The organism is Sphingomonas sp. DMC6, assembly GCF_056314225.1.
Genome location: NZ_JBQUYT010000004.1, coordinates 358,484 through 385,234, shown reverse-complemented (window position 1 = coordinate 385,234; position 26,751 = coordinate 358,484). Strand labels below are relative to the sequence as shown.

At 64.4% G+C, this 26,751-nt stretch carries 27 protein-coding genes and 1 tRNA gene; 12 read left to right on the top strand and 16 right to left on the bottom strand.

All coding sequences use genetic code 11. From position 1 onward, the window contains the following. Positions 1–6: 6 nt before the first annotated feature. Positions 7–2,652 (bottom strand): TonB-dependent receptor, encoded by a 2,646-nt coding sequence (locus ACT53M_RS12315; protein WP_476233701.1) that lies wholly within the window; start codon positions 2,650–2,652, stop codon positions 7–9. Between the two features lie 222 nt (positions 2,653–2,874). Between ACT53M_RS12315 and folE the strand changes: the two genes are divergently transcribed. From folE to ACT53M_RS12300, 3 genes are all read left to right on the top strand, one after another. Beyond that, complete coding sequence (gene folE, locus ACT53M_RS12310; RefSeq protein WP_476229813.1) at positions 2,875–3,507, top strand: GTP cyclohydrolase I FolE; 633 nt, start codon at positions 2,875–2,877, stop codon at positions 3,505–3,507. After that, positions 3,504–4,259, top strand: a complete 756-nt coding sequence (locus tag ACT53M_RS12305) for an SDR family oxidoreductase (RefSeq protein WP_476229814.1) — start codon at positions 3,504–3,506, stop codon at positions 4,257–4,259. The genes folE and ACT53M_RS12305 overlap by 4 nt, the downstream gene beginning before the upstream one ends. A 135-nt stretch (positions 4,260–4,394) precedes the next feature. Further along, a complete protein-coding gene (locus ACT53M_RS12300) occupies positions 4,395–6,164 on the top strand; it encodes a methyl-accepting chemotaxis protein (protein WP_476233700.1) in 1,770 nt (589 codons plus the stop codon). A 43-nt stretch (positions 6,165–6,207) separates the two neighbouring features. On the opposite strand, the gene leuA is transcribed toward ACT53M_RS12300, so the two are convergent. Both leuA and ACT53M_RS12290 read right to left on the bottom strand, forming a co-directional pair. Continuing rightward, a complete protein-coding gene (leuA, locus tag ACT53M_RS12295) occupies positions 6,208–7,866 on the bottom strand; it encodes a 2-isopropylmalate synthase (protein ID WP_476233699.1) in 1,659 nt (552 codons plus the stop codon). 193 nt (positions 7,867–8,059) lie between these two features. Beyond that, positions 8,060–8,266, bottom strand: coding sequence for a hypothetical protein (locus ACT53M_RS12290; protein ID WP_476233697.1), 207 nt, complete (start codon positions 8,264–8,266; stop codon positions 8,060–8,062). A 315-nt stretch (positions 8,267–8,581) separates the two neighbouring features. On the opposite strand from ACT53M_RS12290, the gene ACT53M_RS12285 reads away from it, so the two are divergent. Then, entirely contained in the window at positions 8,582–8,839 is a 258-nt protein-coding gene (locus ACT53M_RS12285) for an SWIB/MDM2 domain-containing protein (RefSeq protein WP_476229818.1), read from the top strand. A gap of 203 nt (positions 8,840–9,042) precedes the next feature. Here ACT53M_RS12285 and ACT53M_RS12280 read toward each other — a convergent pair whose 3' ends face one another. Together ACT53M_RS12280 and ACT53M_RS12275 are read right to left on the bottom strand one after the other, a co-directional pair. Then, positions 9,043–9,840 (bottom strand): universal stress protein, encoded by a 798-nt coding sequence (locus ACT53M_RS12280; protein WP_476233695.1) that lies wholly within the window; start codon positions 9,838–9,840, stop codon positions 9,043–9,045. Between the two features lie 81 nt (positions 9,841–9,921). Continuing rightward, positions 9,922–10,656: a Crp/Fnr family transcriptional regulator gene (locus ACT53M_RS12275; protein ID WP_476233693.1), complete on the bottom strand. Its 735-nt coding sequence runs from the start codon at positions 10,654–10,656 to the stop codon at positions 9,922–9,924. 189 nt (positions 10,657–10,845) lie between these two features. On the opposite strand from ACT53M_RS12275, the gene ACT53M_RS12270 reads away from it, so the two are divergent. Beyond that, a complete protein-coding gene (locus ACT53M_RS12270) occupies positions 10,846–11,520 on the top strand; it encodes an OmpW/AlkL family protein (protein WP_476233692.1) in 675 nt (224 codons plus the stop codon). A gap of 212 nt (positions 11,521–11,732) precedes the next feature. On the opposite strand, the gene ACT53M_RS12265 is transcribed toward ACT53M_RS12270, so the two are convergent. The 3 genes from ACT53M_RS12265 to ACT53M_RS12255 form a co-directional block, all read right to left on the bottom strand. Continuing rightward, on the bottom strand, positions 11,733–12,380 hold the full coding sequence (locus ACT53M_RS12265; protein WP_476233690.1) for a GntR family transcriptional regulator: 648 nt from the start codon (positions 12,378–12,380) through the stop codon (positions 11,733–11,735). A 102-nt stretch (positions 12,381–12,482) separates the two neighbouring features. After that, entirely contained in the window at positions 12,483–13,469 is a 987-nt protein-coding gene (araD1, locus tag ACT53M_RS12260; protein ID WP_476233689.1) for an AraD1 family protein, read from the bottom strand. 5 nt (positions 13,470–13,474) lie between these two features. Continuing rightward, positions 13,475–14,776 (bottom strand): sugar MFS transporter, encoded by a 1,302-nt coding sequence (locus tag ACT53M_RS12255; protein WP_476233687.1) that lies wholly within the window; start codon positions 14,774–14,776, stop codon positions 13,475–13,477. A gap of 91 nt (positions 14,777–14,867) precedes the next feature. Here ACT53M_RS12255 and ACT53M_RS12250 point away from each other — a divergent pair, with 91 nt between their 5' ends. The 3 genes from ACT53M_RS12250 to ACT53M_RS12240 all read left to right on the top strand — a co-directional run bounded on the left by ACT53M_RS12250 (position 14,868) and on the right by ACT53M_RS12240 (position 20,354). Continuing rightward, the gene (locus tag ACT53M_RS12250) at positions 14,868–16,019 is read left to right on the top strand and encodes an aldose epimerase family protein (protein WP_476233685.1); all 1,152 of its coding nucleotides are present in this window, start codon (positions 14,868–14,870) and stop codon (positions 16,017–16,019) included. Positions 16,020–16,050: 31 nt separating this feature from the next. Beyond that, on the top strand, positions 16,051–17,850 hold the full coding sequence (locus ACT53M_RS12245; RefSeq protein WP_476233684.1) for an IlvD/Edd family dehydratase: 1,800 nt from the start codon (positions 16,051–16,053) through the stop codon (positions 17,848–17,850). 125 nt (positions 17,851–17,975) lie between these two features. Beyond that, positions 17,976–20,354: a S9 family peptidase gene (locus ACT53M_RS12240; RefSeq protein WP_476233683.1), complete on the top strand. Its 2,379-nt coding sequence runs from the start codon at positions 17,976–17,978 to the stop codon at positions 20,352–20,354. A 9-nt stretch (positions 20,355–20,363) separates the two neighbouring features. Here the strand turns inward: ACT53M_RS12240 and ACT53M_RS12235 are convergent, their stop codons facing one another. From ACT53M_RS12235 to ACT53M_RS12210, 6 genes are all read right to left on the bottom strand, one after another. Next, on the bottom strand, positions 20,364–21,068 hold the full coding sequence (locus tag ACT53M_RS12235) for a FadR/GntR family transcriptional regulator (RefSeq protein WP_476233682.1): 705 nt from the start codon (positions 21,066–21,068) through the stop codon (positions 20,364–20,366). Between the two features lie 117 nt (positions 21,069–21,185). After that, positions 21,186–21,262 (bottom strand) — tRNA-Arg (locus ACT53M_RS12230). 37 nt (positions 21,263–21,299) lie between these two features. Then, positions 21,300–21,737 carry a DUF1178 family protein gene (locus ACT53M_RS12225; protein WP_476233681.1) on the bottom strand — a complete coding sequence of 146 codons (438 nt, stop codon included), beginning with the start codon at positions 21,735–21,737 and terminating at the stop codon, positions 21,300–21,302. After that, positions 21,734–22,558: a carbon-nitrogen hydrolase family protein gene (locus tag ACT53M_RS12220; RefSeq protein ID WP_476233680.1), complete on the bottom strand. Its 825-nt coding sequence runs from the start codon at positions 22,556–22,558 to the stop codon at positions 21,734–21,736. The genes ACT53M_RS12225 and ACT53M_RS12220 overlap by 4 nt, the downstream gene beginning before the upstream one ends. Next, positions 22,555–22,812, bottom strand: coding sequence for a glutaredoxin 3 (gene grxC, locus ACT53M_RS12215; protein WP_476229831.1), 258 nt, complete (start codon positions 22,810–22,812; stop codon positions 22,555–22,557). Before grxC ends, ACT53M_RS12220 begins: the two co-directional genes overlap by 4 nt. Before the next feature lie 34 nt (positions 22,813–22,846). Further along, positions 22,847–23,578, bottom strand: coding sequence for a double zinc ribbon domain-containing protein (locus ACT53M_RS12210; protein ID WP_476233679.1), 732 nt, complete (start codon positions 23,576–23,578; stop codon positions 22,847–22,849). Positions 23,579–23,622: 44 nt separating this feature from the next. Between ACT53M_RS12210 and ACT53M_RS12205 the strand changes: the two genes are divergently transcribed. After that, positions 23,623–24,450, top strand: coding sequence for a methyltransferase domain-containing protein (locus ACT53M_RS12205; protein ID WP_476233678.1), 828 nt, complete (start codon positions 23,623–23,625; stop codon positions 24,448–24,450). Here the strand turns inward: ACT53M_RS12205 and ACT53M_RS12200 are convergent. Next, on the bottom strand, positions 24,434–24,832 hold the full coding sequence (locus ACT53M_RS12200) for a (deoxy)nucleoside triphosphate pyrophosphohydrolase (RefSeq protein WP_476233841.1): 399 nt from the start codon (positions 24,830–24,832) through the stop codon (positions 24,434–24,436). The two genes, ACT53M_RS12205 and ACT53M_RS12200, sit on opposite strands and share 17 nt — an antisense overlap. 78 nt (positions 24,833–24,910) lie before the next feature. Between ACT53M_RS12200 and ACT53M_RS12195 the strand changes: the two genes are divergently transcribed. The 3 genes from ACT53M_RS12195 (at position 24,911) to ACT53M_RS12185 (ending at position 25,724) form a co-directional block, all read left to right on the top strand. Further along, positions 24,911–25,093 carry a Flp family type IVb pilin gene (locus ACT53M_RS12195; protein ID WP_476233677.1) on the top strand — a complete coding sequence of 61 codons (183 nt, stop codon included), beginning with the start codon at positions 24,911–24,913 and terminating at the stop codon, positions 25,091–25,093. A 127-nt stretch (positions 25,094–25,220) separates the two neighbouring features. Continuing rightward, positions 25,221–25,388, top strand: a complete 168-nt coding sequence (locus tag ACT53M_RS12190; protein ID WP_187726820.1) for a Flp family type IVb pilin — start codon at positions 25,221–25,223, stop codon at positions 25,386–25,388. Positions 25,389–25,556: 168 nt separating this feature from the next. Further along, positions 25,557–25,724 carry a Flp family type IVb pilin gene (locus ACT53M_RS12185; protein ID WP_476229836.1) on the top strand — a complete coding sequence of 56 codons (168 nt, stop codon included), beginning with the start codon at positions 25,557–25,559 and terminating at the stop codon, positions 25,722–25,724. A gap of 80 nt (positions 25,725–25,804) precedes the next feature. Here the strand turns inward: ACT53M_RS12185 and ACT53M_RS12180 are convergent, their stop codons facing one another. Further along, positions 25,805–26,749, bottom strand: coding sequence for an acetyl-CoA carboxylase carboxyltransferase subunit alpha (locus ACT53M_RS12180; protein ID WP_476233676.1), 945 nt, complete (start codon positions 26,747–26,749; stop codon positions 25,805–25,807). Between the last annotated feature and the right edge of the window lie 2 nt (positions 26,750–26,751).

The window sequence follows — 26,751 nt, the reverse complement described above, 5'->3', positions numbered from 1 at the left end:
TTGCGTTCAGAAGCCGAAATGCGCGCGCACACCATAGAAGCGCGGCAAGCCCGGATAGCCGGCATAATTGCCATTCTGCTCCGGTACGGCGAACCCGGTGATGTAGTAGAACTGGTTAGTCAGGTTCTCGACGAAAAACTCCAGCCGCTTCTTGCGGTCTTCGGTCTGGATACCGACACTCGCGGAAATCAGCGGATAGCCCGGGTTGCGCAGCACGTTGCGGCCGTTCGCATCGGGCGCGCTGGACGGAATGTTGACTTCGCTGTTGTAGCGCATGTCGACATGGAACAGGCCGTGCCACTCGCCCGACAGGCGCGGCGTCCAGGTGGTGGCGACCGTCACCGTGTGCCGCGGCTGATTGTCGACCTGCAGCCCCGCCTTGCCTTGCAGCGGCGTACCGGCGAAGTTCCTGCCGTCGTCATCGTAACGCGCGTCGATATAGCTATAGCCGAGCTGGAAGATCAGCTCGCGCGCGGGATGAATCGTTGCTTCGGCCTCTACGCCCTTGCTGGTCGTCTTCGGTACGTTCTGGACAACGAAATTGTTGCCGCTGAACACCAGGCTCTGAAGATTGTAGAACTTCTGGTAGAAGCCGGCGAGATTCAGAGTGAACTCGCGGCTCAGTTCGGTCTTCAGGCCCAGTTCGAAAGCATCGACCGTCTCCTTCCCGAACGCGAGGTCGCTTGCCTGCGGCCCGTTCCCGCCGAGCAGCACGGAATCGAACGTCGCCTGGTCGAGATTATAACCGCCGGACTTGTAGCCATGGTCGTAGCTCGCATAGCCCAGGATGCGCGGCGAGAACTTGTACGCAATCTTTGCGGTGCCGGTCAGCTGGTCCTCGCTGCGGCTGTTTTGGTAGTTGCCGTTGAATTCATTGTTCACGGCCGGATTGCAGCTCAGCAGGAACAGGTTGTTGAACAAGCCGGGGATGTTGCGAAGGATATTGGCATAGGCCGTGGCCGCCGGATTGCCCGCGCGAACCTGATCGAAGAATCCGCAGCTGCCGGTATTGTTGCGGATCGTGGTATCCAGATCCTTGGTTTCGTGATTGTAGCGGGCGCCCAGCGTCAGCGACAGTTTGTCGGTGACGTTGATAATATTGTGGGTGAACAGCGCCCATGCATTGGTCTTGACGCGATAGTCGTTGTTATTGCCCTGGCCCGATGCCGCCGCCGGTAGCGGCCCCAGTGCGAGCGCAGCCAGCCCCGGCACCACCGGAATACCGGGAATCGGCGCCGTACCGGCCTGTGCGCGGAACAGCGTTACCAGCGGCGCCAGCGGACCATAGGCCGCCGGCGGCGCGGCCGGATTCAGCAGCACCTGCCCCATTGTCGGCACCGTCGGTCCCAGCGAGCCGTAGAACTGCACCGGCGTTCCGAAGCTGGGCCGCAGCAAGCCCGAGAAGATAGAATCGACATAGCTGTTGGCGTCCTTGCCGACGCGCACCGTGTCGTGCAGGCCGTTAGTCTCGTTGAGGTAGAAACCGCCAACCAGCCAGTCGAGCTTGCCGCCAAACGCCGATCCCTGAAAGCGGACTTCCTGCGTGAAGTCCTGCAACTGGTTCTTGTACCCGTCGCGATAGGCGCGATCGATGCCGGAGAAATCGATGTCCTGCCCGCGCGTCACCTGCCAGTCGCGATAGGCGGTGATCGAGGTGAGCTTCACATCGCCCAGATTATAGTTGAGTTCGCCGGAAAAACCCCAGTCGCGGATCTTTTCCCCATAATCGCGCCCCGGGGACATTGCCTGAATGCGGTCGCTGGGCGACCCGGTGTACAGCCCGATCAGCCCCTGCGAGGCAGCGATGCCCTGGATGACGGGGGCCAGCGAACCGCGCACGGCCGAAACTGCGCCACAGCACTGCTCGTTCGTCTGGTAGTAATCGCCGATCAGCCGGAAGGTCAGGTCGCTGCTGTCGTACAACGCCTGGCCACGCACCTGCCAGCGGTCGAGATTGTTGATGTAACGATCGCTATTCGCATCCTTGATATAACCGTCGCGCTTGCGATAGCTGCCGTCGAGCCGCAGCGCGATGCTCTGACTCACCGGGCCGGTGATCGCCCCCCGCGCCTCATAGGCGTTGTAATTGCCATAGCTTGCCTCGGCATAGCCGCCGGTGGTGAACTGCGGCTGGGCGGTATAGATGCTGAGCGCACCTGCCGAAGTATTGCGGCCGAACAACGTGCCCTGCGGCCCGCGCAGAATTTCGACGCGCTCCAGTTCCGGCAGTTCGGAAATCGCCACGCCGGCGCGGGCGCGGAACACGCCGTCGATGAACACGCCGACCGCGGGTTCGAAACCGGGATTGTCGCCGCCGGTGGTGATGCCGCGAATATAGATGGTGGTGCCGGTGGCCGAAGACTGACCGGTGGAAGACTGGAGCGACGGCGCGAGCTGCTCCAGGTCACGGACGTTGCCCACACCGGCATTTTCCAAGAGCGCCGGCCCGATCGCGGTGATCGCCAGCGGCACGTCTTGCACGGTTTCGTTACGGCGGGTGGCGGTGACGATGATTTCGTTGGCGGACTGGTATTGATCGTCCTGCGCCTGCGTCGTGGTATTTTGTCCGGCGGGTGCGGTGGACTGTGCAAAGGCGGGCGTTGCGACCATCAACGCCATCGCAGTCGCACTCAGCAGCTCGAGCTTGCTCATGGGTCTGCCCCTCTCTCCTGTATATCGCGCCGGTCTGTACCCCGCCGCGACTTTGTTTATCTTGTCTGCGAAACTAACGCTGGATTTCCGTTCGCGTCAACCGTAGCCCAGCCGGAAAGTCCCGGATTTTCGCGGTTTCAGGCTGCTTGACGATCGATCGGGAAAACTGTTGGAGCGGCGAGCGGCCAATGCCGTAGCGTCAAATGTACGGGATGAAGAACGATGTCGCACGCGGATGATTTTCACGACGGGCCGGAAGACGGCGACATCGTTGCTCCGCCCCCTAAAATCCCTGTGCCCGCGGAAGTATCGGAAGCGGTCCGCACCCTTATCCGCTGGGCCGGCGATGATCCCTCGCGCGAAGGCCTGCTCGACACGCCCGAGCGCGTGGCGCGGGCATGGAAGGAATATTGCTCCGGCTATGCCGAAGATCCGGCGCGGCATCTCCACCGGGTATTCGAGGAAGTCGGCGGCTATGACGAAATCGTGCTGCTGAACGACATTCCCTTCCAATCGCATTGCGAGCACCATATGGCGCCGATTACCGGCAAGGCCTCGATTGCCTATCTGCCACGGAACCATGTTGTCGGTATCTCCAAGCTCGCCCGCGTGCTCCACGCCTTCGCCCGTCGCCTGCAGGTGCAGGAAAGGCTCACGGCAGAAGTGGCCGACTGTATCTGGGAGCATCTCCGGCCCTATGGCGTGGCGGTGGTGATCGAGGCGCAGCATGGCTGCATGACGGCCCGCGGCGTGCGGACACCCGGCGTGGGCATGGTGACCAGCCGGATGATGGGTGTGTTCCGCGACGACAAGCGCAGCCGCGAGGAAGTGCTGCGCCTGATGGGCCGGGCGTGAGCAAACCGCTGGCGCTGATCACTGGCGGACAGCGTCGGCTGGGTGCCGCCATCGCAGCGCGGCTGGCGGAGGCCGGCTATGCCCTGGCGCTGCATTCCAGCCGCAACCAGCTGGAACCGGGCCTCGCTGAAGCGCTGACGCAGGCCGGTTGCGAATGGGAGGCATTCGCCGCCGATTTTGCCGATCTTGCCACACCAGCGCGGCTGATGCGCGAAGTCACTGCCCGCTTCGGCCGCGCGCCCGATCTATTGGTGAATAACGCCGCAATCTTCGGGCAGGACAGGCTGGAAGACGTGGATGCCGATGCACTGATCGCCCATTTCTCGGTCAACTGCGCGGCCCCTGCCCTGCTTACCCAGGCGTTTTCGGCCAACGGTCCGAGCGGACGCGCGATCGTCAACATTCTCGACCAGCGGATCCGCAATCCGCATGCGGACCAGTTCGCCTATACCTTGTCAAAACAGGCGCTGGCCGGCCTGACCGAAACCACGGCGCGGGTGTTGGCGCCACATATCCGGGTGAATGCGGTGGCGCCCGGCCTCACCATCGCCACCGCCGACTATAGCAAGCCGCAAATGGCGAGGCTTGCCGACCGGATGCCGCTGCGTCGCCTGCCGGGTGCCGCCGATATCGCCGAAGCGGTGCTGTACCTGGCCCGCGCCGAGGCGGTGACGGGTCAGGTGATCCATGTCGACGCCGGCGCACACTTCGTTGCTTTCGAACGCGATTTCATGCATCTCGACCGTCCGTGACGGCACTGCGGACATCAGGAATAGTGCCTAGACGCAGTCCGCTTTGCCCGCACTTCGCCCTATAATTCGGAAAGTGCTCCCGGATTGCAGGACCGCCTTGCCCGGGAACGAAGATGCGTACCCGGAAGGATCCCGATGTCGATTGCCCAGTTCGTGCGAAACAGTGCGCTCGCCATGATGGCGATACTGATCGCCGGCGGCTTGTTTGCTGCGTGGCGGCTGGATCGCATTCGCATGGGCGGCGAAATGCAGCTGCGCCAGCAAGTGAATGCAGAACTGATCGCCGACATTCTGCCGCCGCCAGAATATATCATCGAACCCTATCTGGAAGCGACGCTGCTCGCGCGCGACCCGGGCGCCCTGGGCGCGCATGAGGGACGTCTGGAGGCGCTGCACAAGGACTATCTGGCGCGCAACCAATATTGGCACACCGCACGGGTGGACGAAGCGCTGCGCAACCAGCTGCTGGCGCATGCTCACCCGGCCGCCCAACGTTTCTGGGACGAGCTGGAACAGAAGTTCCTGCCCGCGATCCGCAGCGGCGATCGCGCCGCAGTGGATGCGAGCTACGCGCGCCTGTCGCAGGCCTATGCGGAGCACCGCGGGGAAATCGACAAGCTCGTCCGGATGGCGACCGATCACCAGTCCGCGATCGAATCGGCCGGTTCAAACGAGTTCTGGTTCGCGATTGGCATCGTCGTGTTGCTGGCGTTGATCGTGGCTGCGCAGGCGCTCCACTTCTACATCACCATGTATCGCCGCGTGCTGAACCCGCTGGGCAAGCTGTCCGACCTCACCGACCGGCTCGCGACGGGCGCCAACGAAACCGTGCCCTATCAGGACCACAAGGACGAGATCGGCCATATCGCAACCGGGCTCGAACATTATCGCGCCGCAGCCGCTGCGCGAAGCGAGGCCGATGCGCGCAAGCTCGAGGAACAGCGGACGGTCACCGAAGTGCTTGGCCAAGGCCTGCTCGCACTGCGCGAAGGTGATCTGACGCGCACCATCGACCGGCAGTTCCCTGAGGAATATGAAGTCCTGCGGCACAACATCAACGATGCCATCGCGGCACTGCGCGGCAAGGTGCAGCTGGTTAGCGACAGCGCCGAGAATATCCGCACCACCTCGCAGGAGGTCGCGCATGGCTCCGAAGATCTTGCGCATCGCACCGAGAGCAGCGCCGCCAATCTGGCGCAGGCCACGGAAGCACTGAGCAAGATCGAGGAGCGGCTGCGCGCGACGATGATCGCTGCCGACAACACCGTGAAGCGCGCGGGCGAAGCGACCACCGCGCTGCGGGAAGGCCGTGGCACCACCGAGCGCGCCGTGGAAGCGATGGACCGCGCCAGCGGCAGCGCCAAGAACATCGACGGCGTTATCGAGGGGCTCGACAAGATCGCGTTCCAGACCCGCGTTCTGGCGATGAATGCCGCCGTCGAGGCCGGCCGCGCCGGCGAGTCCGGGCGCGGCTTCATGGTCGTTGCCGATCTGGTGGCGGCGCTGGCCCTGCGCGCCGAGGATCAGGCCAAGCAGGCCCGCGACATGCTCAGCGAGACGCAGGCCGATATTCTTCAGGCGGCCGATGCGGTCCATGCGACCGACCATGCGCTCGATATGATTTCGGGGGACGTTGAGGCCGTGCATGATCTGATCGCCGCGATCGACCATGACAACCACGCCCAGTCCGCCGCTGTCACGCAGGTTTCAACGGCGATGAAGGCCATGGACCTCGTGACACAGCAGAATGCGGCGATGGTTGAGGAAACTTCGGCCGCGATCCGCAACCTGTCGGGCGAAGTCACCGCGCTTGCCGAGCGCGCGGGCGCGTTCCGATTCGAACGGACCGTGGTCGCGCCCACAGCAACCACCCGCCGCGTGCGCGCTGGCGCGACAGTGCATTGAGTGCAACGCCTCCCCGAGCCCGGCCCGGGGAGGCGTTAACAGCTCACGCGCGGTTTGCCGCGCTCAATACCGCCCGCACCGACGCCGTCGCGATATCGGCATCGATGCCGACACCGAATATCGTCCGCCCGTCCTCGGCGCGGCACTCGACATAGGCCGCCGCCTGCGCATCGGCACCGATGCCGATCGCATGCTCGCTATAGTCGACCACGTCGAGCCGCGGCCCGGTAGAACCCGCCAGCGCATCGATCACGCCCGAAATCAGGCCATTGCCGCGGCCCGAGATCGACTGGGTCGCGCCGTCGATCGCGATATGCCCGACGAACACACGGCTGCCGGCGCTGCCCGTCTCTTCATAATCGACCAGCGCGATCCGGTCCTTCTCGCCCGGCAGATAGACCCGCTCGAACAGGCCCCAGATATCGGCGGCGTTGAGCTCGCGGCTGGTCTCGTCGGCCAGCGCCTGAACATGCTTGGAGAATTCGGCCTGCATCCGCTTGGGCAGCTTCAGCCCCTTGTCCTGCTCCAGCACCCAGGCGACGCCGCCCTTGCCCGACTGCGAGTTGACGCGGATCACCGCTTCGTAATCGCGGCCTAGATCCTTGGGGTCGATCGGCAGATAGGGCACGTCCCAGATCTGGTCGTTCCGCTCTGCCTGCGATGCGAAGCCCTTTTTGATCGCGTCCTGGTGGCTGCCCGAAAACGCCGTGAACACCAGATCGCCCGCGTAAGGATGCCGCGGGTGGACCGGCAGCTGATTGCAATATTCGACGGTCTGGATGACCTCGTCGATATCCGAGAAGTCGAGCCCCGGATCGAGGCCCTGCGTGTACATGTTGAGCGCCAGCGTCACCAGGTCGACATTACCGGTGCGCTCGCCATTGCCGAACAGGCAGCCCTCGACGCGGTCGGCACCCGCGAGCAGCCCCAGTTCCGACGCGGCAACGCCGGTGCCCCGGTCGTTGTGGGTGTGCAGGCTGATGACGACGCTCTCACGGTTCCGGATGTTGCGGCAGAACCACTCGATCTGGTCGGCATAGATGTTGGGCGTCGCCGCCTCGACGGTTGCCGGCAGGTTGAGGATCAGCGGCTTTTCCGGGGTGGGCCGCAGGATGTCCATCACCGCCTCGCAGACCTCGACCGAGAAATCGAGCTCGGCGGTGGAGAAGGTCTCCGGGCTATACTCGAAATGCCAGTCCGTATCGGGCTGCTTCGCGGCCTCGTCGCGGAGCACCTTGGCGCCTTCGATGGCGATCTGGCGAATCTCGTCACGGCTCATGTTGAACACGATGCGACGCCAGGCCGGCGAGACGGCATTGTAGAGATGGACGATCGCCTGCTTCGCACCCTTCAGCGACTGGAAGCTGGTTTCGATCAGGTCGCGGCGCGACTGGGTGAGCACCTGAATCGTCACATCGTCGGGTACCTTGCCCTCGCGCACCAGGCCGGAGATGAAGTCGAACTCGGTCGCACCAGCGCTGGGGAAGCCGACCTCGATCTCCTTCAACCCCACTTTTACCAGCAGCTCGAAGAAACGCGTCTTCTTCTCGCCGTCCATCGGATCGATCAGCGCCTGATTGCCGTCGCGCATGTCGGTCGACAGCCAACGCGGCGCCTTGGTGATGGTGCGGCTCGGCCATTGCCGGTCTGGCAGGTTCACCTGCGGGAAGGGACGATATTTGACGCTGGGGTCACGCAACATGTGCCGTGTCTCTCTGATAAGGTCGGCCCGCGCCTAGCGCAGCCGATATGCGTTCGGGAAGGTCCGGAATTCGCCCTTAGGGGAGACGCGCGCCTGCGATGCCAGCCCCTAAGGGCGGATAAGTCGCAGGCAAAGGAGCGCGTTGGTCTTCACAACGCCAGCATTGGCGCAAGCGGCGGCCGATGTCCAGCCGCTACGCGCCATTTCCCTCGGCGACGGCGGCATTGTCGGGCGCTTCGGGTTCAGCGTCGGCCGGCGTAGCGCTTGCGCGCGGCGATGGGGTCGCGACGATCTCTGCCATGGGTGGCGGATCGGCATAGTTGGTGCCGCTCGTCCCGCCATCCCCGCAACCGCCCGCCAGCAGCGCCAGTACCAGCCATCCGCCCTTGCGCATCACCACGTCCCCCGCTCACCGAAAGCACAGGCACCATGGCGCCTGCCCGGCAGATCGCAAGCCCTGAAACCACCCCTCAGACGCTTTCGGCCGTGTCCTCAAGGCAACGCCGCGGCGTCTCTCGCGCTCTCACCGACGCGGAAAGATGCACAGACGACTGGACAGAAGCGATTTCCCGCGATCAAAGAAGCGCAGGGACGTGCAACGCGTCGCGTCCCGCAGTACATCGTCCGGTGCGACAAGGGGGAGGAGCCTCTCACAAGCCCGCGGCGCTGACGAAGGAATAGGCCCTTGAACGGGCAGTAACAGGAGAAAATGAAGATGGCCGAAACCAAAGCACGCGGCGGCATTGCCAAGCCCGTCACCCCTTCGCCCGAACTGGCGAAGATCGTCGGCACCGCCGACCTGCCGCGCAGCGAAATCGTCAGCAAGGTTTGGGAGTACATCAAGAAGCACAACCTCCAAAACCCTGCAAACAAGCGGGAAATTCTCGCCGACGACACGCTGAAGCCGATCTTCGGCGCCGACAAGGTGACCATGTTCGAGATGAACAAGCACCTCGCCAAGCACGTCAAGTAAGCACCATCGTCCTGCCCCGAACCGGGGCGTACATGGCACGGGGCGGGCATGTCTACATGCCCCCCCCGCTTGCATTTCAGCTATTGCCGGGTGCCGCTAGACACCTTCTTGTTCGGGTAACTTCGCCCCGATTCGCGAATCCTTCGCCTTCGTTACCCCGGCTCTTTGCGATCCCCGATTCGGTCTTGGCGGCTGCTTTCCGGTCAATGCGCGAGAAACAATGGCACCGGGCACTCGCCCAGCATCCGCTGCGTCACACCCCCAAAGGTCGATTCCAGGAAGCGGGCATGACCGAAGCCGCCCATCACCAGATAGGAGGCATGGAGCGACCGGACCTGGCCAAGAATCGCCCGCCCCGCCCCGTTTTCCGCCGAGACATCGTTCAGCACCGGCCTGATGCCGTGGCGGGACAGATATTCCGCCGCCTCCGCAGCCGAAGTACCAATCGACCCGTCCTGCGCGGTGATGATCGTCACCGTGCCGGCATGCTTCAGTAGCGGCACCGCCGCCCGCAGCGCGGCCTCTGCCGCACGCGAGCCGTCCCAGGCAACAAGGGCATGGCCGTAGATGCCGAAGCCGCGCGCCGCTTCCGGTACCGCGACGATCGGTTTGCCGGTCTTCAGGATCGTATCGCCGATCAGGTCGCGCATATCCGGATATTGCGTCTCGAGCTCAAGGTTCAGCACGACCAGGTCGGCCAAAGCCGTCGCATCGCGCAGGCACGGGCTGGCAAAACCGGTGACGCCTATCCAGTCATAGGGCACATCCTCGGCACGCAACCGCGCTTCGACGCGCTCGCGGTTCGCCGCCTCGCGCACCTGCTCGTCGGCAAGCAAAGCTGCACTGCCACCCATTTCGGCGTAGTCGCCGACAAAGGTCGGCACCATGACGATGTCGAGACAGCGCAAATGCCCCTCAAGACCACGTGTCAGATCCAGCGCCGCTTGAAAACGCGCCTCCTGACCGGCGTCGTCATGCATCAGAACGAGAACATTCTTCATGATCGCCTCCCAATCCACCCAGAAATTCTTCGGGAATATTGAAAGGTTATGCGCCCTTATCGTCGCCAGACATGCGGTTAGTTACGGATGCTCGGCAGCAATGCGCACCAGGGCGGGTTTTTCGAGAATCACAAAGCTTCGCAGGTCGGGCAAAGAGACCACGCCTTCGCGCTTCATCGCCGTCAACTTGCGGCTCACCGTTTCGATCGTAAGCCCCAGCAGCTCTGCCATTTGCTGGCGGGTTAGCGGCAACGGCACACGGTCCCCCGGCGCCCTGTCGCCGCGCGCGGCGAATTGCAGCAACAGGCTGGCGACGCGCTCCTCCGCCGATTTGCGGCCGAGCAGCAGCATCCAGCGACGCATATGGTCGAGTTCATCATAGGCCCGTTCAAGCAAAGCCTGTCCGATCTGCGGATATGCCTCGACCAGCCCCGGCAGTGCGCTGCGCGGAAACACGCACAATTCGGTATCGGTGAGGGCGGTAACGCAGTGGCTGGAAGGGCGATCGGCGATCGCGCCGACGAAATCGGCCGGAAAGGCCAGGCCCAGCATCTGCTCGCGGCCATCCTCCAGCGAGGCGGTCAACTTGACCAGCCCGCGATGCAGGATACCCACCTGCTCGGCAGTATCGCCCTGCCAGATCAGCGCTTCGCCCCGGCGCAACACACGTTTGCGGCCCAGACGATTGAGCGCTTCCAGCGCCTCGGACTCGAGGCCGCCGCAGAGCGAAGCCATCCGCACGCCGCATGCCGCACAGCGCGACGGCATCATCCAATCGCTTGCGCCCAATGCTGGCTGTTCCCGGTCCATGTACATATCAGCCTCCCTCACGCGTTGCATGCCGCGCGCGCGATGGGCAGTCGCTACGTATTGATCCCATGCCTTTTCAGCACAGAAACGACCGGACCTGTGAAGATTACCTAGGCGTCATTCTTGCGCGGAATCAAAAAATGCCGCCGCCGCCGGTCGTAATCCCACCCTCGTTGAACACGAGGAGAAAGAAACATGCGTACTTCGCTACTTGCCGGTCTGGCTGCAGCCGGCCTGCTGGCCACAACCGCAACTGCGCAGGCGCAGGACACGGCGGGTATTGCTGCAGGCGACTGGCTGGTTCGGTTGCGCGGTATTGTCGTGACCCCGAATGAATCGTCGAGCGGCATTAATCCCGCGGTCCCGACTGCCCGGCTGGGCGTTGGAAACGCAGTCATGCCGGAAGTCGACTTCACCTATATGGCGACCGACAATATCGGTGCCGAATTGATCGTCAGCAGCACGCGCCATGACATTCAGGGCCGCGGCGGGGTTTCCGCGCTGGGCGACGTCGCCCACACCTGGGTACTGCCGCCGACGCTGACGCTTCAGTATCACTTCATGCCGAAGGCGGCAGTCCGCCCCTATATCGGTGCTGGCGTGAACTACACGACCTTCTACTCGGCCAAGACGACGGACTCGCTCAACAAGGCACTGGGCAACACCAAGCTGAGCCTGAAGGACAGCTTCAGCTACGCCCTGCAAGCCGGCGTCGATGTAGACATCAACAAGAAGTTCTTCCTGAACCTCGACGTCAAATATATCGACATGAGCACCACTGCTCGCCTGGATACCGGCGGCGCCATCAATAAGGCGAGCGTGACGCTGAACCCGCTGGTGTTCGGCTTCGGCGTCGGTACCCGCTTCTAAGAACACACACACGGACATGCGTTGGCGGAGGGCTCTTGGCCATCCGCCAGCCGGCCCGGCAGGGTTCGGAAATACTTTCCTCTCTCCCCGATCTTACGCCTCACCCCCGGGGAACGAGAGACGCTGGGAGGCAGTTTGGCGGGCACCGCTCTGGGGACATGGTGCGCCGCCGGACTGCCTCCATTTTTTTGTCTTGAAAGCGGGTCGCTGCGTTAATCGGAAGGCAGACGCCGGCGCAGACACTCCAGCACGCCGCTGATATGGCTGGCCAAATGCGTTTCCACGCTCGCCGCGTCACGCGCGAGCCAGGCATCCAGCATCGCGCGATGTTCGTGATGGCTCGGCTTCCGGCGGCCGGCAGGCTCCAGATAAGCCACGACATAGCGATCGGCGAGAGCTGCCAGCCGCTCGATCAGCTCGATGGTCAGCCGCCGCTCGCCTGCCCGCACCAATGCCAAATGGAAAGCGCGATTATCCCGGGCGACGTCGCTCCGGCGGTTATGCACGGCATGATCGAGCTTCTCATAGGCCTGTTGCGCCGCCCGCCGCTCGGCGGCATCGGCGTGCTCGGCAGCGAACGCAGCAGCACCCGGTTCGATCTGAAGGCGGAGTGCAAACAGCTCCTCCGCCTCTGCCAACGACATGCGGCGCACAAAAAAGCCGCGATTGGCGGTGCTGCCGACAAAGCCTTCCTGTTCGAGCTTGGCCAGCGCCTCTCGCAACGGAATCTTGCTGATGCCCAGCTGATTGGCGAGCGCGTCCTGGCGGATCGGGCCATCCAGCCCGAACCGCCCCTCGACAATCTGATCGCGCACGATTTCGACGACCTGCTCGGAAAGCGTGCGCACAGCGATACCCATTACCCCTCCGGAATATCAACGCGGGCGATACACCAAATACATATTCCGGAGCACAGCTGCATCCTCCATTAAATGCGGAAGTATCCGAATAATGCAGAGGAATCAGAGCTGCTTTATCGTGACCGTTGTTTCAGGCGCAGTGCCAATCGGGTTGCGCACCGGCATTGTGAACGGCGCTGCGGCAATTTCGAACACATCGCCCGGCTCGGTCCGTACCCCTTCGCTGAACGAGAGCGTCGCGGTGCCGAAGAAATGCACATGCAGGTCGCCCGGGCGCCGGAACAGCGGATACTTAAAGTGGTGATGTTCCAGATTGGCGATGCTGTGCGACATGTTCGCCTCGCCGGAAAGGAACGGCTTTTCCCAAAGTACGGCGCCATTGCGCAAGATCCGGCTGGTGCCCTCGACCTGCTGGGGCAGGTCGCCGAGCAGCAATTCGGGGCCGAGCGCCGCCGGGCGCAGCTTCGAATGGGCGAGCCAGAGGTAATTGCCGCGTTCGGTGACATGGTCCGAAAATTCGTTCGCCAGCGCGAACCCCAGTCGAACCGGCGTACCATCGGCGTCGATCAGGTAGATACCTGCGATTTCCGGCTCCTCCCCAGCATCCAGGGCGAAGGCAGGCGAGGGCAGCGGCGCGCCGGGGGAAATCAGCATGCTGCCGTCGCCCTTGTAGAACCATTCCGGCTGCACGCCTGTCTCGCCCGCAGCGGGCTTGCCGCCTTCGACCCCCATCAGAAACATCTTCATCGAATCGGTCTGGTGCGCAGCGTCGCTCATCGAGCGGTGCATCTTGTCGCGCCCCTCCGCCGAACCAAGGTGCGTCAGGCCGGTGCCGGTCATCAGCAGGTGGGCGCTGTCGGGATGGTCGATCGGCGCCAGCAGCGTGACGGTGACGAGATCGATCCCCGCCCCCTCGCCTGCCGCAGCAACCGCCTCGGCAAGCGTCTGGCCAGCCGCGAGCGCCCGCTGCGCCAGCGCCAGCGTCGTTTCCACACCGGGCACGACACGCGCCGAGCCATCCTCATGCAGCGCAGCTACGCCACGCTGCCCGGTATCTCCGCTGCGGAACTGTACCAGCGAACGCACCATTACGATTATTCCTCCGGAAAGGCGTTGGTCGGGCGCGCGCCCCACAACGCATAGAACAGAATGTAGAGTTCACAGATCGCGGTCAGCAGGAACGAGATCTGCAGGCCATAGCTATCGGCGATCTTGCCCTGCACGATCACCAGCGCGCCACCCGCGATCGCCATGATCAGCAGCCCCGAGCCTTCCTCGGTCAACGGGCCCAGCCCGCGAATGCCGAGCGTGAAGATCGTCGGGAACATGATCGAGTGGAACAGACCGACCAGGATCAGCGACCACATCGCCGTCGGACCATGCGCAAAAGTGGTAATGAGCATGACGACGAATGCGCCGATCGAGAACGCCGCCAATACGGTCTCCGCCCGCACCTTCTGCATGATCGCCGAACCCAGGAAGCGACCGACCATCATGCCGCCCCACAGGAAGGTGAGATAATTGCCGGCCTGCTCATGCGTCAGGTTGGCGATGTCGGGCTGGCTGACGAAATTGACGAACAGATTCGCGACGCCGATTTCCGCGATCAGATAGATGAAGATCGCAGGCACGCCGAACACCAGGTTGCGGTGACGCCACAGCGAATGCTGCTTCCGGGCCTCCTTGCTGACACGCGACGTGGCCGAACCCATCGCCGGCAGCGGGAAGCGCGCGATGACGATTGCCAGCACGATCAGCACCACGGCAACCAGGCCATAGGGCAGAATCACCGAATGCGCATCGGCCAGCCGCTCGGCCGGGGTCAGCACCGTACCGGCATGGACGGTGCCGCCCTTGGAACGGCCGAGAATCAGATAGGCACCGAAGGCCGGCGCGAGCATCGTGCCCGCCGAGTTCATCGCCTGCACCAGGTTGAGTCGCGACGATGCCGTCTCGGGCCTGCCGACCACTGCGACATAGGGGTTGGCCGCCACCTGCAGCAGCGTGATGCCGCTGGCGATGACGAACAGCATCACCAGCGTGACGCCATAAGAAGGAATGCTCGCCGCCAGCATCATGCCCAGCGCCCCGGCCGCCATAATGAGCAGCCCGATCACGAGAGACTTCTGGTAGCCGATCCGCTCGATCAGCTTCGCCGAAGGGATGGAAGCCACGAAATAGGCAATGAACCAAACCGATTCGATGAGTGTAGTCTGCGTGTAGCTAAGATCGAACACGCTACGCAGATGCGGCAGCAGCGTATTGTTGATTACGGTGATGAAGCCCCACATGAAGAAAAGGCTCGCCAGCAGCGTCAGTGCGGGCGCATAAGAGGCTCCCGGACGCGGCGGAGCGGCCCCCACTACCCCAGCCTTGTTTACCGGACCGACCGCCATGCTCCCTCTCCCAAAAAAGCGCCCCTGGGGCTATGCTTGCATCTTGTCCGACTATATACGAACAGGCCAATGGTCAACGATTGGAGGGGAAATGAATATCCATCGCGCGCACTGCGCCGCCGCCGCCAGCCTGGCGCTCACTGCTCTGTGCGCCGCTACGCCGGTCCATGCGGTTGATGCGGAGCGCAAGCCCTTCGGTACCTTGGCCGACGGCACCCAGCTCGAAGCAGTAACCCTGCACGCAGGCAACGGTGTCAGCGCCCGGATCATTACCTTCGGCGCCACGCTGCAATCACTGCAGGCACCCGATCGCCACGGCCACCTCGCCGATATCGAACTCGGCTATGATGATGCGCAGAGCTATGCTGATCATCCCAATTTCTGGGGCGCAAGCGTCGGCCGCTATGCCAACCGGATCGCCGGCGGCCGCTTCACGCTGGATGGCAAGACTTATCAGCTCCCGCTCAACGACAAGACGAACTCGCTGCATGGCGGCGCCAAGGGCTATGACAAGCTCAACTGGCGGATCGTGTCGGTAAAGCAGGGCGCGGTGGCGAGCGTTACCTTTGCTCTCACCAGCCCCGCAGGCGACCAGGGCTATCCTGGCACGCTGGAAGTTCGGGCGACCTATTCGCTCGACGAAAAGGGCAATCTGACGATCGATTATGATGCGAAGAGCGACGCGCCCACGGTCGTCAACCTGACCAATCATGCGATCTTCAACCTGGCTGGTGAAGGCGCCGCCGGCGGCATCCTGCAACACCGGATGACGATCCCCGCCAGCCGCTACACGCCGGTCAACGCCGCGCTGATCCCGACCGGCGAACTGAAGGCAGTTGCCGGCACGGTGTTCGATTTCACCAAGCCCCGCGTCATCGAGGACGGCATCCGCGACGGCCGCGATCCGCAGATCGTGTTCGGCCGCGGCTATGACCATAATTTCGTGCTCGACGCAGGCCTGACCGCTGAGCCCAAACTGGCAGTTCGGCTGGAGGATCCCGCCTCAGGCCGCGTGCTCGAAGTGCTCAGCACCGAACCCGGCCTGCAGGTGTACACCGGCAACTTCCTCGACGGCACGCTGATCGGCAAGGGCGGCCACCTGTATCGCATGGGCGATGGCATCGCGCTCGAACCCCAGAAGTTCCCGGACACGCCCAACCAGCCCGCATTTGGCTCGGCCCGCGTCGATCCCGCACATCCCTATCACCACCGCATGGTGTTCCGTCTATCGACGACCGGCTGAACACCCCGAATACTGAGGCACCCCTACCGCCATGACTGATTCCGCCCAGCCCCCCAAGCTCCGCTCGCGTGCCTGGTTCGACAATCCCGACAATATCGACATGACCGCGCTCTATCTGGAGCGCTATCTGAATTTCGGGCTGAGCCTGGAGGAGCTACGGTCGGGCAAGCCGATCATCGGCATTGCCCAGACCGGGTCTGATCTGAGCCCCTGCAACCGCCATCACATGGTGCTGGCGGAGCGGGTGCGCGAAGGTATTCGCGAGGCTGGCGGCGTCGCCATCGAATTCCCCGTCCACCCGATCCAGGAAACCGGCAAGCGCCCGACTGCGGCGCTGGATCGCAACCTCTCCTACCTCGCGCTGGTCGAACTGATCTACGGCTATCCGCTCGACGGCGTGGTGCTGACGATCGGCTGTGACAAGACCTCCCCCGCCTGCCTGATGGCGGCGGCGACGGTGAACATCCCCGCCATCGCCCTGTCCGTCGGCCCGATGCTCAACGGCTGGCACCGTGGCGAGCGCACCGGATCGGGTACGATCGTCTGGAAGGCACGCCAGATGCTCGCGGCCGGCGAGATCGACGACGACGGCTTCATTAAGCTCGTCGCCTCCTCGGCACCGTCGACGGGCTATTGCAATACCATGGGCACCGCAACGACGATGAACTCGCTGACCGAAGCGCTGGGCATGTCGCTGCCGGGTTCTGCGGCGATTCCCGCGCCCTATCGTGACCGGCAGGAAGTCGCCTATCGAACCGGCCTGCGCATCGTCGACCTGGTGCGTGAGGACGTGAAGCCCAGCGACATCATGACGCGAGATGCGTTTCTGAACGCCATTGTCGTCAATTCGGCGATCGGCGGCTCGACCAACGCGCCGATTCACCTTGCCGCCATCGCCCGCCACATGGGCGTAGAGCTGTCGCTCGACGACTGGCAGACCTATGGCCACAAAATCCCGCTGCTGGTGAACTTGCAGCCGGCAGGTGAATATCTGGGCGAGGATTTCTATCGCGCCGGCGGCGTGCCGGCAGTGGCGGCCGAGTTGATCCGCCAGGGCCTCATCCGCGAGGATGCGCTGACGGTGAACGGCCGCACCTTCGGCGACAACAATCGCGACGCCGTGATCGAGGACGAGAAGGTCATTCGCCGCTATGACCAACCGCTGAAGGAAGATGCCGGCTTCGTCGTGCTGCGCGGCAATCTGTTCGACGCGGCGATCATGAAGACCAGCGTGATCTCGGAGGAATTTCGCGCGCGCTACCTGTCGAACCCCAACGATCCGGAGGCGTTCGAAGGCCCTGCCGTCGTGTTCGATGGACCGGAAGACTATCATCAACGTATCGACGATCCTGCGCTGGGCATTACGCCGGAGACGCTGTTGTTCATGCGCGGCGCGGGACCGATCGGCTATCCCGGCGCGGCGGAGGTCGTGAACATGCGCCCGCCCGCCTATCTGATACGTGAGGGCGTCCATGCCCTGCCCTGCATCGGCGACGGTCGCCAGTCGGGGACATCGGGCAGCCCGTCGATCCTCAACGCCTCGCCCGAAGCGGCGGCGGGCGGTGGCCTGGCGCTGCTGCGCACCGGCGACCGAGTGCGGATCGACCTGGGACGCGGCACGGCGGACGTGCTGATCTCGGATGAAGAACTGGCCGAACGCCGCGCCGCACTGGCCGAGGCGGGCGGCTATCCCTACCCCGAATCGCAGACGCCGTGGCAGGCAATCCAGCGCAGCGTCGTCGGCCAGATGAACACCGGCGCGATCCTGGAGGGCGCCGAGCAGTTCCAGCGCATCGCCCAGACCAAGGGCCTGCCGCGCGACAACCACTAAGTCGGTAGCGCAACATCGGGAGCGAGGCAGGGGCAACCGACCTCGCTCCAAGTTTATACGGTATAATATCCTTGACCGACCGCGAGGGCGCTGCTTTACCCGCGCGGGGTTGGGGAGAAGCACAAATGCCGTTTCCGAAAACGTGCCTGCAGCGGCGTGATCGCGCCACGAAATTCCGTCTCGGCCTGCTGGGTGCAGCGATGGTGCTGGGTACGCCCGGGTTCGCCATCGCCCAGACGACACCGTCACCAACCACCGCCCCCGCCCCGCTACCGCCGATCGAGGCACGCTATCAGCGCGCCGATCTCTACCAGTCCGACGGCCTCGACCGGCTGATCGTCGATCATAATCTGCGCGCGCAGTTCCTGGGCGAGCACACCGCCATCTTCTACCGCCATGGCAAGGCCGGTGCCCGAACGCTGCGCTGGTTCGATCCCGCCACCGGCGACGCGCGCGACATCACTACCGAAGCAACGCTGCTCGCACTGCTGTCGCGGGCAACCGGCAAGCCGGTCGGACGCGCGCAACTCGCGTTCGACTCGCCCGAGTTCGATCCCGCAACCGGCGCGTTCGCCTTTGGGGCACTCGACAAACGCTGGCGTTATGCGGCGGACGGCACGCTCAGCGAGACGCCCAAGCCGCAGCCCGAACCGGAAGCGCTGTCGCCCGACGGGCGCTTTCGCATCGTTGCGCGCGATTTCAACCTGTTTGCGGTCGAAGTGAAGACCGGCCGGGAAGTCGCACTGACGACCGACGGCACGCGCGAGCAGCCCTATGGGCGCGGCATACCCCAGCTCGCCGACATTCTGGCGCAGGGGACCGAAGACCCGAAGATGCCGGTGTCGATCCGCTGGTCGCCGGACAGCCGCCACATCCTGACCTGGCGGCTCGACACACGCGACGTAAAACCGCTGAGCATCACCCAGCAGGACCCGCCCGGCAGCTTCTACCCCCGCAGCTTCCACTATATCTATCCGCTGGCCGGCGCCGAGAAGCTGCCGCTGGCGACCCGCTATGCGATCGATGTCGAGCAGGCGGTACGCAAGGGCAAGGCGAAGCTGGTACCGCTGCAGATCCCGGCCGAAGCACTGCTCTACCCCTATGATCCCGATCAGGACTGGGTGGCCGGCAAGCCCCGCGCACTATGGGTCCAGCGCGGCTATGGGCAACTGGCCGTTTATCAGGCTGATCCCGATACCGGCGCGGCGCATGTCGTCGCGCGCGAAACGGGAAAGCCGGTCGTAACCACCACCTCCAGCGGCATCTATCCTGCTCCCGAACTCGGTGGCGAACTGGACGTGTCGGAACGCACCGGCTGGGCGCAGCTCTATCTGGTCCGCCCGAACGACCCCGATGGCGGCACTCCCCTCACCCGCGGCGCGTGGGAAGTCATCAGCATCGAGCATGTCGATGCGCCCGGCCGCGCGATCCTGGTGACGGGCGTCGGTCGCGAACACGATCGCAATCCCTATTGGCGCCAGCTCTACCGCATCGGGCTGGACGGCACCCAGCCGGTGCTGCTCACCCCCGAGCCGCTCGACCACGAAATTACTACTTCCCACGACGGCAAATGGGCGATCGATGTTATGTCGAGCCCCACTACCCTGCCGCGCACCGTGGTACGCGACACCCGCGACGGCCATATCGTTCGCGAACTCGGCCATGCCGATGCGTCGGCGCTGCTCGCGACCGGCTATACGCCGCCCGAGCCTTTTCAAGGCGTCGCTGCCGATGGCAGGACGCCGCTCTACGGCATGATCTACCGTCCGGCGCATTTCGATCCGAAACGCCGTTATCCGGTGATCGACGCCGTCTATACCGGCCCCACCACCACCGACGTACCGGTCAGCTGGAGCGGCACGGTCTTCAACACCCCGTCGAGTGTCGCCCAGATCGGCGCGATCGTGGTGATGATAGACGGTCGCGGCACCTCGCTTCGCGGCCAGGCTTTTCGCATGGCGGCCTTCCAGAATCTGGGCGAGGTCGGGCTCGACGATCATATCGCGATGATCCGCCAGATGGCCGCACGCTATCCGCAGTTCGATACAGATCGCGTAGGCGTCTATGGCGGCTCGGCCGGCGGCTATGATGCCGCCCGCTTCATCCTGCGCCGCCCCGAATTCTTCAAGGTCGCGGTGGCATCTTCGGGCAATCACGACCTGCGGCTCGACAAGGCGTGGTGGCCGGAAACGTCGATGAGCACGCCCGATCCGTCAGTGTGGGAGCGCAACGCCAATATGTCGGTCGCCGCGAACCTGCAGGGCAAGCTGCTGCTGGTCCATGGTGATATCGACGACAATGTGCCGGTCACCGAAAGCTACCGCCTCGCCAATGCGCTGATCCAAGCACATCGCGATGTCGATCTGGTGATCCTGCCCAACACCACCCACCGGGTTTTCCAGCCCTTTTTCTGGCGCAAGTTCCGCGACTATTTCGTTCGCAACCTGCTCGATGAGGCGCCGCCGCGCAGCGCCGTCGTCGACGTGCCAAAGTCCGGGGACTGAAGCCGCAGATCAGCGCAGGGCGATTTCGGTATCGGCCAGCGCCAGCCGAACCAGCTCGGCCATCGCCGCTTCCGCGCGCTTGGCATTGCATGCGGCGATGGCAGCGTGAAGCGCGCGATGCTCGGGCATCGGGTCGCGCGGATCGGGCGTGTTGCGCTGCTTGAAGATCGTCGTCCAGGCAATGGCAGACATAATCGAGCTGGCCAGTGCCAGCACGGCCTCATTGCCCGTCGCTTCGAGCAGGATCGTGTGAAAGCGCTGGTCGGCCGTGCGCCCCGTTTCGGTCGCCAGCCCGTGCGCCGCCATCTCGTCTAGCGCAGCTTCCATAGCCGCCACCTGCGCGGGCGTGCGCCGCGTCGCCGCCATGGCGGCTGCCGCCGGTTCCACCACCATCCGCAGCTCGAACAGGTCGATCAGGAACTTGCGCGACGGTTCGGAGTCGAACTGCCAGGCGAGCAGATCGGGATCGAGCAGGCTCCAGTAATGGCGCGCCGATACGCGCGTTCCCGCCTTTGGGCGGCTTTCGACCAGCCCCTTGGCAGAAAGGATACGAAATGCCTCGCGCAGCGCCGAGCGGGAAATGCCCAGTTGCTCACTGAACTCGATTTCGCCCGGAAAGACATGGCCTTCGGGAAACTCTCCGCGCAGAATGCCGACGGCGAGCTGTTGCGCGACTGAGCCATGCAGACGTCTATTTTGGCGCCCCCGAAGCATCGAGCGCGGCGCCGACTGCAGTGGCCGTTGTTGCATTGAAACCCTTCCCGTTGCGCCCGCCGGCAGCCTTGCCGGTATAACAAGCTATCGCGAAGTGCCACGATGACAAGGCGAAGGTGGTGACCCGGAGAGGATTCGAACCTCCGACCTCTCGATTAGGAATCGCTTGCTCTATCCTGCTGAGCTACCGGGCCACATCGCCGACGCTGGTAAAGCCCAGCGCGGCGCAAATCAATTGCAAGCCTCGGGCGGCACGACCGGTACTATCAGCGGCGCCACCGGCACGCCTTCCTCAACCAGCGCCTTGGCCTCTTCGACCGTCGCCTTGCCGTGGATCGGCGCTTCGGGCTCGTCCCCCAGATGCATGGCGCGGGCCTTGCTGGCGAAGGATGCCCCAACCCAGGTCGATTTTTCCAGCATCTTCGCCTGGATTTCCGCAACAGCGGCCAGCGCGGCCTTTATCGCTTCGGGCGGAACCGGCGACTTTTCCGCCACCTGATTGCCCTTGGGCGCCACCGCAGGGGCCATTACCGCCTTGGCGACGCCGGTCTCGCCGCACATCGGGCAGGCGATCAGTCCGCCGGCGCGCTGATCCTCATAGGCTGCGCTCGACTTGAACCACGCCTCGAAGACATGGCCGGTGGCGCATTTGAGATCGAACACGATCATGATGCAGCGACATCCGGTATAAGCCGGCGGTGCCGCAGTACCGGCACGCGGGTCCGCACATCGTCGATCCGCGCCGGGTCGATCTCGGCAAAGCCCAGCCCCGCCGGCTCGCCCATGTCGAGCAGCACGTCGCCCCACGGGTCGATCGCAAGGCTATGGCCGTAGGTGGCGCGGCCGTCTTCGTGGATCCCGGTCTGTGCCGTTGCAATCACAAACGCCGCTGCCTCGATCGCCCGCGCGCGAAGCAGGACGTGCCAGTGCGCCGCGCCAGTGGGGCGCGTGAAAGCCGCCGGCACCGCCAGCAACGTCGCACCGGCATTGCTCAGCGCGGCGAACAGGTCCGGAAAGCGCAGGTCATAACAGATGGCAAGGCCCAGCCGTCCGAGCGGCGTGTCGACCACCACCGGCCCGGCGCCCGCCGTATAGCTGTTCGATTCGCGCCAGCTCTCGCCGGTCGGCAGGTCGACATCGAACAGATGCATCTTGTCGTAGCGCGCGCGGATTTCGCCGCTGTCGTCGATCACGAAGGCGCGGTTGGCGAGCTTGCCGTCCGCGCGCAGCACCGCCAGACTGCCCAGATGCACCCAGATTCCGTGCTTCGCCGCCGCCTCGCGTACGGCGGCAAGCACGCGGTCTTCGCCCTCGGCGGCGTAATGCACCGAGGCGCGCTCGCGATTGCCGTCCAGCAGGCCAGACATTTCGGGCGTGAACAGCATCGCCGCCCCACCCGCACGGGCCTCCGCCACGCCTTCGACCAGCGTGGTGGCGTTGCCGGCGGGATCAATCCCGCTGGTCATCTGCAACAGCGCGGCGCGCGTCATGCCGCGAGCAACGGGTCCAGTCCGCCCTCGCGATCGAGCGCGGCAAGATCATCGGAGCCGCCGATATGCTTCCCGTCGATGAAAATCTGCGGAACCGTCGTCCGGCCGGGCGCGCGCTCCAGCATCTCGGCACGCTTGGGGCCGCCCATGGTGATGTCATATTCCTCGAACGCCGCGCCCTTGGCGGAGAGGAGGTTCTTGGCGCGCGTGCAATAGGGGCAGAACGCCTTGGTGTAGATTTCGACCTTTGCCATAGTCGACCAGAGGTGTGCCCGGCACTGCGGCTTGTCAATCCGCGGCATCTTCGGAAAGCACGCGCGCCCAGCACAACAGGACCACCCGCGCCGCGCCGCCGCGCTTGAGCAGGCGGGCACAGGCATCACCCGTGGCACCGCTGGTATAGATGTCGTCGACCAGAACGACCGTCCGCCCCTTGAGCCGCGCTGCGGCGTCCGGCGCCAGCGCGAATACACCCGCCACTGCCTTGGCGCGCGCCCTTGCCCCCAGCCCACGGAGCGGCGGCGTGGCCTTGACCCGGCGCAGCAGATCGATTTCGGCCGCAACCCCGCTCCGCCGGGAAAGCCCCTGCGCGACCAGTGCCGCCTGGTTGAAGCCGCGCGACCAGATGCGCCAGCGGTGCAGCGGCACCGGCACCAGCAGGTCCGCGCCCTCGGGCATCAGCCGCGCCATCCCGCGCGCCATTGTCTCCGCTACGGCCAGCCGGCCGCCATATTTGAGCTTCAGCGCCACGCGCCGCGCGACATCTCCATAGGCCACGGCGGCACGCACCCCGTCATGCGGGGGCGGGCTTGCCAGGCATGCGCCGCAACGTGCGCCCTCTCCGCGATCGAAGGTGAAGGGCAGATGACAGGTCGCGCACCAGGGCGGCCCCAGAAAGTTCAAGCTTCCCCAGCAGGCGGCACAAAAACGGTGATCGGCCTCGACGATCGCGCCGCAACCCGGGCAGCGCGGCGGCAACACCAGGTCGATCAATTGCGAAAGAGGCGCCACACCCTGCACAGGCACCCTTGTCGCCGCAGCCGCCACGCTGCACAAGCGCGCCCGTGTCCGACTCCGAGATTTTCGACCGCGCCCTGCGCCGCAAGCGCCGCGACCGCGCCGCACGCCAATATGAAAGTTTCCTGCGCGACCACATGCTCGACGCGCTGTACGAGCGGCTGGAAGGCGTGAAGCGGGAGTTTCGGCAAGTCCTCGATCTCGGCAGCCATGACGGCGCCTTTGCCTGGCCCGGCGCCGAGATTACCCGGATTGATGCCGGCGCCCGGTTTGCGGCGATAGGCGGTGGCATTCAGGGCGATGAGGACATGCATCCCTTTCCCGAGGGCAGCTTCGATCTGGTGATCTGCGCGAGCGTACTCGATACCGTCAACGACGTGCCGGGCGCGCTGGCGCTGGCGCGGCGGGCGCTGAAGCCGGACGGGCTGTTCCTGGGCGCCTTTTTCGGGGCAGGCACGCTCTCTACCCTGCGCGCCTGCTTCATGGCGGCGCAGGGCGACCGGCCGGTGGCGCGCTTTCATCCGCAGATCGATGTGCGTGCTGCCGGCGACCTGCTCTCGCGTGCCGGCTTTGCGCTGCCCGTGGCGGACACCGAGACGCTGACGGTGCGCTATGCCGGGCTGCCGGGGCTGATTCGCGACCTGCGCGGCATGGCGGCGACCAATTTGCTGCCGGGCACGCCGCCGCTGCGCCGTGATACACTTTTGAACGCAGCCGCTGCCTTTGCCGAACGCGCCGATCCCGATGGCCGTACGACCGAGCGGTTTGACATCGTCTACCTGACCGGTTGGGCGCCGGACCCGTCGCAGCCCAAGCCGGCGCGGCGCGGCAGCGCGACGGCTTCGCTGGCGGACGCGCTCAAGCCAAAGGGCTGAGCGCGCGCTCCAGTACCGGGATGAAGGGCAGGTCCGCCGGGGGCATGGGCAGCGTGCGCAGCTCGGCCGCCGTGACCCAGGCCAGCGCACTGGCGTGGAGCGCCTCGGGCACACCGCGCCAGTCGGCCAGACCATAGAGCAGCAGTACCAGATGCCGCTCGCCCAGCGATTCGCTGGCGAAGGTCAATGGCACCAGCGCCTGCGGATCGACGGTGATCGCCAGCTCTTCAGCGAGTTCGCGCGCCAGCGCCTGTTCGGGTGTCTCGCCGGGCTCGATCTTGCCGCCGGGGAACTCCCACAGGCCGGGCATGGGTTTTCCAACCGGCCGCTGCTGCACCAGCACGCGCCCTTCACAATTCATGATTGCCGCGGCGGCAACCATCAGGATTTCGCGTTCGATAAGCACTTCTCAATCTATAGATGACAAAACATTGCAGCATTTTAACCCGAATGGATACCCATGCGACAGATTGGCCGCCAGATTTCCGCATTTCTGCAGGATCGCCGGGGGGCATCGGCCGTCGAATATGGCTTCATACTTGCCCTCATCGTACTCGCCATCATGGCCGTGCTCGTACAGCTGGGCAGCGTCACGTCAAACATGTGGTCGAACGTGTCGGCGAAGGTCCAGGCGGTCGGTTGATCCGGTAACCTTTCGCTAAGCTTGGCCTTTAGGCCGACTTTAACCCCTCCCCTCTAAACATCAGCTTGCCGCAAGGGGAACTGCGCGGCCGGTGAATGAAGTGAAATTTGGGACGATGGAGACCGGTATGAAGAAGATTCGCAACTTCCTGAAGAATTCCAAGGGCGCGACTGCGATCGAATACGGCCTGATTGCCGCTCTGATCGCCGTTGCAGCGATTGCCGCGATGCAGGGCCTGGGCAACCAGCTGAACAAGACCTTCGGCAACGTCACGTCGAACATGAAGGCTTCGTAAGCCTCATTTCGAATAAAGAACGACATGGGCGGTGGCACTCGGGTGCCGCCGCCTATTTTATTTCAATTCGTGTCACTACAATTCCTAATGTTTCGTTAACGGAATGAAAACGCCTCTGGCGCATATGATTCGCTCCGGCGGGGGACTGAACCGATCCGGAGTCTGGTTATGCGTTTTCTGAGGAACATCCTGGCCGATGCCAAGGGAGCCACCGCCATCGAGTATGGGCTAATCGCAGCGCTGATCGCAATCGCCGCGATTGCCGCCATGCAAGGGCTGGGCAATCAGCTCGCCACCACGTTCGGCAACGTCACGTCGAACATGAAGGCCAGCTAAATTCCGAGACCAAAGGACAACCCAGGGGCGGAGCGAGGGGACCGCGCCGCCCCCGGGGCCGTCATCCGATCTTTCGGGGTTCAGATTCGCCCCATCGCCAGGAACTTGGCGCGCCGCGCCTGGCGCAGCCCCTCCGCCGACATGCCGTCCAGGCCACGGAGCGCCTGCTCGATCGCATCGCCCAGCGCCCGCACCGCCTGAGTCGGCGCCCGATGCGCACCGCCCAGCGGCTCCTGCACGATCCGGTCAATCACGCCGAGCTCCTTCAGGTGCTGCGCCGTCACCTTCATCGCTTCGGCGGCATCGGCAGCCTTGTCGGCCGTTCGCCACAGAATCGAGGCGCAACCTTCGGGCGAAATCACCGAATATACGGCGTGCTCGAGCATCAGCACCTGATTGCCCGCAGCCAGCGCCACCGCGCCGCCCGAGCCCCCCTCGCCGAGGATCGAGGCAACCAGCGGCACGCCCAGCCCCAGACAGGTTTCGGTGGAACGCGCGATCGCCTCTGCCTGGCCGCGCTCTTCGGCCTGCACGCCGGGAAACGCACCCGCCGTATCGACCAGCGTGAGGACCGGAATGCCGAACCGGTCGGCCAGCTTCATCAGGCGGATCGCCTTGCGATAACCTTCCGGCTTGCCCATGCCGAAATTGTGCTTCAGCCGGCTGGCGGTGTCGTCGCCCTTTTCGTGGCCGATCACCATCACGCGACGTCCGCGGAAGCGGCCCAGTCCGCCGATGATCGCATTGTCGTCGGCAAAGGCGCGGTCGCCGGCCAGCGGCATGAAGTCTTCGATCAGACCGGCGACATAATGCTTGAAGTGCGGCCGCTCCGGATGACGCGCGACCTGCGTCTTCTGCCACGGCGTCAGGCGCGCATAGGTATCCAGCAGCAGCTTGTCCGATTTCGCCTGCAGCGGGGCGATTTCGGCAGCGATGTCCACGCCGCCGGCAGCGGTGCTGCGCAGTTCGTCGATCTTGCCCTGCAGTTCGGCGATCGGCTTCTCGAAGTCGAGGAATGTCGTCATGG